The sequence below is a fragment of the Ruegeria sp. C8 genome (assembly GCF_056537565.1).
In genome coordinates this window covers 1-7792 of record NZ_JBQFRV010000032.1, presented here as the reverse complement: position 1 = coordinate 7792, position 7792 = coordinate 1, and the positions used below count along the sequence as shown (strand labels likewise).

The 7792-nt window shown below is 50.5% G+C and carries 10 protein-coding genes; 1 reads left to right on the top strand and 9 read right to left on the bottom strand.

From position 1 onward, the window contains the following. Positions 1–273 precede the first annotated feature (273 nt). The gene (locus ACR0KL_RS22605) at positions 274–1068 is read right to left on the bottom strand and encodes an SdiA-regulated domain-containing protein (RefSeq protein WP_170556650.1); all 795 of its coding nucleotides are present in this window, start codon (positions 1066–1068) and stop codon (positions 274–276) included. 354 nt (positions 1069–1422) lie between these two features. Here ACR0KL_RS22605 and ACR0KL_RS22600 point away from each other — a divergent pair, with 354 nt between their 5' ends. Further along, on the top strand, positions 1423–2181 hold the full coding sequence (locus ACR0KL_RS22600; protein ID WP_170465773.1) for a DUF4956 domain-containing protein: 759 nt from the start codon (positions 1423–1425) through the stop codon (positions 2179–2181). On the opposite strand, the gene ACR0KL_RS22595 is transcribed toward ACR0KL_RS22600, so the two are convergent. The 8 genes from ACR0KL_RS22595 to ACR0KL_RS22560 all read right to left on the bottom strand — a co-directional run bounded on the left by ACR0KL_RS22595 (position 2182) and on the right by ACR0KL_RS22560 (position 7538). Next, entirely contained in the window at positions 2182–3123 is a 942-nt protein-coding gene (locus ACR0KL_RS22595; RefSeq protein ID WP_170681746.1) for a metallophosphoesterase, read from the bottom strand. After that, on the bottom strand, positions 3113–4546 hold the full coding sequence (locus tag ACR0KL_RS22590) for a hypothetical protein (RefSeq protein ID WP_170681744.1): 1434 nt from the start codon (positions 4544–4546) through the stop codon (positions 3113–3115). The genes ACR0KL_RS22595 and ACR0KL_RS22590 overlap by 11 nt, the downstream gene beginning before the upstream one ends. A gap of 19 nt (positions 4547–4565) precedes the next feature. Continuing rightward, the gene (locus tag ACR0KL_RS22585) at positions 4566–5210 is read right to left on the bottom strand and encodes a protein-tyrosine phosphatase family protein (protein WP_170681742.1); all 645 of its coding nucleotides are present in this window, start codon (positions 5208–5210) and stop codon (positions 4566–4568) included. A 120-nt stretch (positions 5211–5330) separates the two neighbouring features. Then, positions 5331–5504 (bottom strand): hypothetical protein, encoded by a 174-nt coding sequence (locus tag ACR0KL_RS22580; RefSeq protein ID WP_170355752.1) that lies wholly within the window; start codon positions 5502–5504, stop codon positions 5331–5333. 42 nt (positions 5505–5546) lie between these two features. Then, positions 5547–5852 (bottom strand): hypothetical protein, encoded by a 306-nt coding sequence (locus tag ACR0KL_RS22575; RefSeq protein ID WP_480555596.1) that lies wholly within the window; start codon positions 5850–5852, stop codon positions 5547–5549. Between the two features lie 52 nt (positions 5853–5904). Beyond that, the gene (locus ACR0KL_RS22570) at positions 5905–6519 is read right to left on the bottom strand and encodes a hypothetical protein (RefSeq protein WP_170681740.1); all 615 of its coding nucleotides are present in this window, start codon (positions 6517–6519) and stop codon (positions 5905–5907) included. Positions 6520–6574: 55 nt separating this feature from the next. Next, complete coding sequence (locus tag ACR0KL_RS22565; RefSeq protein ID WP_170681738.1) at positions 6575–6874, bottom strand: hypothetical protein; 300 nt, start codon at positions 6872–6874, stop codon at positions 6575–6577. Between the two features lie 364 nt (positions 6875–7238). Further along, positions 7239–7538 (bottom strand): hypothetical protein, encoded by a 300-nt coding sequence (locus ACR0KL_RS22560; protein ID WP_170644394.1) that lies wholly within the window; start codon positions 7536–7538, stop codon positions 7239–7241. Positions 7539–7792 lie beyond the last annotated feature (254 nt).

Below are 7792 nucleotides of genomic sequence, written 5' to 3'. Positions count from 1 at the left end.
CTGAAAGATGCGCATGATCATTTGTCCGAACTCCGTAAAGTACGGTTCCTGAATGTATGAGCGCCTCTGGTTCTATGACCATATCATTTTGCTACGGGTGTGTCTGCTTTGGGCTCCGACGTGGCCATTCTCCGCGGCCTGCATGAATAGCTGGTCGCAGCCCAAACCGGACATTCGAAACTGGGATTCGCAACTCCCGAGATGCGGGAAGAGGTGGCCATTTCCTTTTTGTACAATTGAATGCGACAAGCCAATGCGAGTTTGTTTCGGGAATCAAACTTGCGGTAAGACAAATGCGTAGAGGCGTGACTTTTTTCCATCATCGGTCAAGATGTATAGAACGCCACCACTTTCATCCAAAGCTATCCCCTCAGGGTTCTTCACTTCCTTTACTTCATCCTTTTTGGAGTAAATTAAGTCGATAGTTTTGACCGTCAGAACTTCAGGATCAAAAACGAATATTCGGCGCCCTTCATCGCTGAGTATCCATAAAGACTTGGTCTCGCCGGACCAGGCGATCCCACTGATGTCTAATTCGTCATCGTCGGCACGAGATGAAACAAAACCAGCTTCAGCCGTTAATGGAACTACTCCAATAATTTCATCAATTTCCGAGGAAATGACGAGCAGAAGCCTTGGCTGGCCCTCAATGACTACGAATACTTGCCCAGAGTCTTGATCTACAGTGATCCCTTCCGGTCCCTTGTTCAAAGGGTTCTCAGCAAGCATTTCCGCAACTTTGCCGTAGCCCCTGAGTGAAGAAAGTGGAGTAGAATTGACTTTGATTGGGTCCGTAGGTTGGACCGTTACAATAGATCGGTCAGTTTCTTGTAACAGCAATACAGACCCATCATTTCTTCCAGCGACACCTTCCAAGTCTGCACCTAGATGTTCTGGAAGTTTGAACGAATTCTTTAGCTCTCCATCTACTCCCAGAAGGTGCAGCTTCGATGCTTCATCGCTTACTGCCCACAAGAATCCATGAACACTGGAAAGCGACAATCCGGATGGCTCAGAAAAGCCCTCTGATTTGTCTGCCACTTTGTAAGACTCAATAAGTTCCAACATATCAGTCTGCGCTCTCACTGGGCTGGTTAACGCCAAAGTGTTGGCGACCACAGCAAGGCTCGCGCAAATTACCTTCGCTACTCTTCGTTTGTGCCGGTCATTTGACTGGTTCATTCGAGATAAATCTGCGCTTGTGTGGATCTGGTTCATATTCGATCAAAAATCGATGTTGTCCAACCTAACACAGTATTTTGCGGAAGTATGATGTTTGATCCCGCAAGGCTTTACCGAATGTAAATTCATAGGGTTGAATTAGTTTATGGGCGTGCGACTTGGTCGAGAGGTGTGGAGTGATTGCTTCAAGTTACGCACTTTGGAGCGACTATTCGACGGTACAGCGGGAGGGAAAGACTTTTGAGTAAGCTGTTTTCAATAGCATCGGTCCTTTCGGCCGTGCTTTTGCCTAGTATTGGCTATTCTCAAATTGATCCTGCTTCCTTGCTCGCAGGAACGTCCGAATCAGAGATAGTGATTGAAAGAGGCTGGACTCAGTTCCGCGGCAAGCAGGAACTCTACTTTTTCACGCTAGACGTCATTGTAACGATCATTTTGACCGCTTTGATTGTTTATCATCCCGTTCGACGTAAAGCACGCCGAAGTGTCAGCGATCTGGTTATGCCCAGACTGTTCTTCCTTTACGCGCTAATTGGAATGGCTGTGGGATTCCTGGTAGTCCAGCACGGGTCAATGATTGGGTTCGTTATTTTTGGCATCGGCGCGTTGCTCAGGTTCCGCTCCAATCTGGATGATCCGGTCGATACAGTCGAAATGATAATCGTAACGGTTCTTGGTCTTGCCGTCGGTTTGGGCTTACCGCTGATGGCCACTCTGGTGGCGATTGTGTGTTGGTGCTTCATTTGGCTCGGAGGGCGAAACAAGGGCGTGGAAGTTTCGCTCAAGGCTTCGGATGAAGAACACTCATTGAAAGTCAGCCGAGACATTGAAGCCATGGCCGCAGACGCTGGCTGGAAGCTTGTCAGAAAACACCACGTCCCAGGAAAATCTCGCGTTTCGTTGCTTTTCATCACCTCGGGAGGACTTTCAGAAGCCCGGATAGAAGAGATGGTAAACGATCTGGTCCCAGAAAAAGTCGAACTGAAACTCAACCTCTAGTCATTTCACAAGGTCTAATCGTTTCAAAACAGCATTCGGAGATCTGATCTCTTTCGGGAGCGACTTGAAGTTTACCGACCTTTCGAAATCAGGCCCTCGATATACTGCTATCCCAAACTCTCCGTTCGGCTGGAACTTAACATGAGTGAAGCTGTGAGGTGATCTGGCGCTATCGCCAATAAGCCGACGCGGACCACCTCCCAAACAAGCTTGAGAGACGTAGGCCACACCGTCTTTCCAACCGGGATAGAAGGCATGATGGTGGCCTGACAGGTGCAGAACGACACCGCTTTCCAGGTAGATTTTCTCAAGTGTTGAGTCACCGATGATTTCGCGTTCGCGCTGGATCGCGAAGGGCCAAAGCGGAAGATGACTGAAAGTCACAATCGGGTCTCCATTTGCACCCAGTTCCACAAGTCGGTCCTGTTGATCACCGGATAGCGGCCCTAAGGTCGTAGCATCCAAAGATGCAAACGTTACGCCCTGCATCTCAAACGCGTAGAAGAACGGGTAGTCATCCGAAACCAGGAAGTCGACGTCTGGTTTTCTTGGTTCCCATTCTTCTGCGTATATTTTTCTTTCACGCTCGAACCCACGGTACGCAGAGGCATCATGGTTCCCAGGCGTGACCGCAAATGGAATGCCGGCAGCCTCTAAAGGGTCTGATACGGCCTCGTGAAACGCCTTCCACATCTCCCTGACCTGTTTGTCGGATAAGTTGGGGATGCGCTGCCCCGCAACCATATCTCCGGTCGAAATAACCAAATCGGGATCAATCTCGACTATCCGCTCAATCGCTTTGTCGACGCGGGCATCGTATCTTACCGAACCATAGCTTCCGTTCAGATCCGATATGACGATAACATCCAATGCCACCGCTTTGCAGGCGATCAGAGCGGTCCAAATGAACGCCGTAAAAAGGGTGGAAAGCTCACGGGGCATTGCAGTCCACTGCCTCTACCTCGGTGTCGTTTCTCAAAAAGAATGCGACAGGATCCAAGTCGAACATTAAATCACCATTAGAACAATTGTCCTGGAGAATGGACGTTGCCAGCTCGGTGTTTTTCACAACTTGGGCAATCTGACTGTCTGACAACCCAAAGCTTTGCGACAACCAGCCGTAGACGGGACCTTGAGATTGAAGATCATTATTCAAAGCAACCAAGCGCCGGTAGGTGCTTGGAGAGAAGTGCCGCATTTTCTCCAGCATTTGAGTAGATTTCGAGAAGTTGGCATACTCGACCCGCCCCCCAGCATCGTTGTCGTTTAGATTGCTTCGACGGATCAAAAGCGCGTGGGCAGGAACATCTCCATCCTTTGGCTGATGGTGCTTCGCTTTCTTATGCTTCAGCATTCCGTCTTCGACCCAATACCAATAGGGTGAGAAGTCTATGTTTCCTACGCGGTCCTGCTGGCTAAAGATGAAGTCGAGGAGAACAATTTCGGAGAGTTCTTGCATCCAAAATGCCATCTGTTGGTCGCTGACATCGGGACCGAGATCCTTGTTGATCATCCGGTCTTTTCTGCCTTCTCCGACGCCCTCTGCGATTGCCTCTGACAATGGTTTTGAAGACCGCAAAGCCAAGAAAGCGGGGGTTTCCTGAAAATCGCGGTTCTGACCTTTCCCCCAACCAGATTTACGGGTGCCGTTGATTTCCGAGCCGTATCGATGCCCAGGGCTATCAAGCAGCACACCATATATTTGCGTTCGATCTGCGGTGAACAGATCGTCGGTTGGCTGGTATGAGTTCGGGTCAGCATCCGCAGCTGCGAAGACCCGCCAGCCTTCGTGGTTCATGCGCCCGCCATGAGAGCCACCAGAAATCGCAAGGCCAGGCTCGGCGACCTCGGAGAAATGCGCCTGGGCGTCCATGCTACGCCAAACGGCGACTGGAACTTTGACAGTCGCGTCGAAATATCTGGAGAAATGATAGTAAAGCAGTGAAGACGTGGAAAACGTTCCACTGGTGCCTTTTTGGTTCATGGTGGACTTGAATTTAGCCACCCTGTCCATGGCCAGATCTTTTGCTGCCTTCCCCTCTTTGCAAGCGTTTCTCTCGAATTCAGAACGGTTCCCCATGTAAGGTCCTTCCGAAATATTGTAGACGGCCATTCCTGGGCTGGTGCTCCAGGTTTTCGGGCAAATGGCAATTTCGGAGGCATAGAAATCGATCTCGCAATAGGCAGTTTCTTCTTCAAGATCGCTGTTCTTGTACTCGCCCGTTGGAACTTTTTCGATCCGAATACAGCGTTCCATAACACCATTGGGACTATCAAATGTCGTGGCTTCACCTAGAACATCGTCGTTCGCCCACAAGACAGTGGGTGCAATGAGAGCAAGTGACCCCAGAAGATTGAACTTCATTTGGATAGTCCTCCCGGTATCATTTAGGGCAAATCGCTGCCTGTTGTTCGGTGGAGATTTTCAACTTGGGGTCAACACTAAAGTTGGAGAATTTTGAGTCGATCCACTGGTCGCACCCGCCTGAACATGGGGCCCCATTTCGGGCATCATTCCAATATTCCTTGGCCCTTTCTTCTGTCCAACCGCAAAACTGAACGAGCGCCATCGCCGACAATGCACCTGAGGAATGAACCCCCCACATACAGTGCACCAGAACAGGGCCCTTTCCAGGGTTTTCAATCACCTCGTGTATGGACGCCATGACAGCACCGGGTCGGGAGGATCTGGCGCTTTGATAGTCAAGGGACCCGTTTCCACAACTGGTGCGACCGTATTCGGTGTTTTTGCCAAAGTCGGCATAAAAACCGGTTGAAAACCCTTCATTGCACAGAGTTTCGCGTTGACCTTCACTCAGGCCAGTTCGATCCTTGTCGCCGCCCTTGAAACCGGATCGATACAACACTCCGCTTAAGACTGGGCGAAAGAAAGCGACACCATCAACGCCTCCGTCACCCCCCTTTGAAAGCATTTGACTGTTGGTTGGACCGCCATTTCGACTGGTCACGTCAGAGTTCGCAGCGGTTGCGAGAAAACCAATGAATATGAGGGACGCAAAAAACCGCATGCCAACTCCTTTCTATTCTTGAACCTCTGATGCCCAAACCTTTGCGACCTGATAGTCTCTCGGAAAGGCTAATTCACGACGACCATATCAAGTGGGCAGTTAGCTTTCCGCTGTGGAACTTTAAATAGGCCACACCAGATTGATGATAACGACGACCACGAAGTAGGCTAGAAAAACTTTCCAATTCCATTGGTGCTTGTTTTCTTCGTTGATCACGCCAGCCGATTTCAATGCCAGGTTAGTGATGATCAAGGCGACTACGATGACCGCCGCGTGTGCCAGGTCGAAATGCAAGTTTGAGCTCCTTCTTCAAGATTTGGGATTGATGGAAATTTGTCAGCAGTCACCTGATGGCAGCATAGCTACTTCTGAGTACCTTCCCTCAGACGTCGTAATCCGAGCACATGCACCAGTATCCTTGTTAAACCAGTACGAGGTCAGACCTTCGCTTCGGATGAGTTCAAATCCGAGACTTTGGATGCCCATTTCAGCTTGGCCCGCTCTTGCCCCTTCAAATGACGAAAGATCGCTAGCGCTGCCCACAGTTGGTGCACTTGCATCCACCGATCCGTCACTATCGTCGCATGCTGCAAGCGCAGCAGTACACGCCGTGCCGATCACCAACAGGAACTTGGATTTCATCTGTTTTTCCTAGCTTCTTTGGGAATACATTTCCGGGTTTCTGGTTGATCAACTATTCAATTCCGAAAATTACGTTGTAGTCGACGGAAGAGTTGCTGCGATTGATAACCTCCACAACATGATCACCAGATTGCCAAAGCTGCCCTCGATACTCCTTGTCCGCCGACATCAATCCCAACAGTTCAGAACCATCGGGGTTGCGAATAACGTAGCCCAAGGAGCCATTTCGCGGAGCAACGCGGACGTAAAGAAACTGTTCGTTTTTGGCACCCAGAACGTATTGCTGCGACGCTCCGGGCGCGAGTTCACCGACGAGTTCTGCGCCAGTTGAACCAGCATCAAATTTGACACGTTGGCTACTAGTAGATCCGGCTGCGCCTGCCATGGCTCCTCCTCCATCATCCATCGCCTCGACAACCGACATCTCGCCGATTCTTCCATCCTTGTACGCGATGCAGCGCCAAAGTGTTCCGCCTGCGTCTCGCAGCATGACGAGCGTACCAGCTTCCGAGAACTGAGAGCTTTCAATCGTTCCGGATTGACCGTCTGGTCCACCAACCTGCCGCAAATGGTCGATACAAGCGTCGTCTGCTTCAGACATTGCAGAAGCAGCTGTGCCCGCGATTGCGAACATGGGTGTGAAGATTTTGATTAATAAGGGTTTCATCAGATGGTTCCCTGTTAGCTTGTTCTTACAGTTTTGTTCCGTACAAAGCGGAGCTTCACTTCGCTTCTTGTAACTTTGACAGAAACTCATCGCATGCCTGTGCGCTACCGACGATCTCGCCCGTCGTTTCAATTCCTTGCGGTGATGCCATTTCGGAACTTACGCGGTTGAGGATCTGATCCGCTTGCTCGGCGGTGATCAGGTTCTCGGCTTGTGCTCCTTTCAATGTGGAGCAGACACCGGCGGACAAACCTGTCGCAACGCCTACACCCATCGCGGCCCCGCCACCCAAGGTCATCGCCCCAACCACACCTAAGACGAGCCCGATCACAATACCCAAGATCACTTTTCCCATGTTTTCCTCCTTTTTGGTGAGACAGAGCTCCGCCTTCACTTCTGGCGCAAACTGCGTGCCCATTTGCAAGTTAAGACCAATGCCAACAGGTTAAGCACGGGTGCAATCGCTGCGAACCACGGTTTGAATGGCTCTGAAACCAAGTCCGATACAAGTATCCAAGGCAATCCCAACGGCAAAAGGAACACCCCAGACAAAGGGTCTCTTTCTTGTTCAAACCAGCCAAATGTACCCGTCAAGAACACAAACAAAGCCAGCAGGTAAAAGATCGCGAATACGATGGTGGTTATTCTACAAACCAAGTCGAGTTTTCCGAAGAGCAAGCCAGTGTTGCGCGGCGGTGTTCAGCCGCGCACCAAATTGATCACAATGCGCCTTCGTCGCCCAGGAACTCGATACCAGCTGTCGCGCCATCACTGTAAGCAATACAATTCCATGGGGCACGATCCTCGCCAACGCCGACGGTTACTTGTGTTCCCGCCTCGCTGAACGCAGACGACAGCACCACGACTTGCGAATTGTTCGTCGTATTGGCGACATCACGGAGGCATGCCTGCTGGGCCGGAGTGAGTTCTGATGACACAGTCGAGCTGCCAGTATCTTCACATGCTGCAACCGTCAGAGCCCCAAGTAGTACAGCGGTGGGCGTCAAAAACTTCTTCATTGTCGTTCCTTCTATGGTTCCAACTAATACTTGGCCAAAGACGCAATACAAAATCAACTATTTGATTGTGTCGAGATTTTTGCGTGAAAGCGGATGCCAGACGGGACAACTTGTTTTGATGGCTAAAGTCATGCGAGCAGTAGATCCATTCAAACTTCTGCTTTGGGCTCGAAGCAGTCATCCGACAGCTTTAGTCAAAGGACTGTTTTGCGGATGCAAGCGGTCATTGGGGCCGCTTGCGGGATAGATAGAGG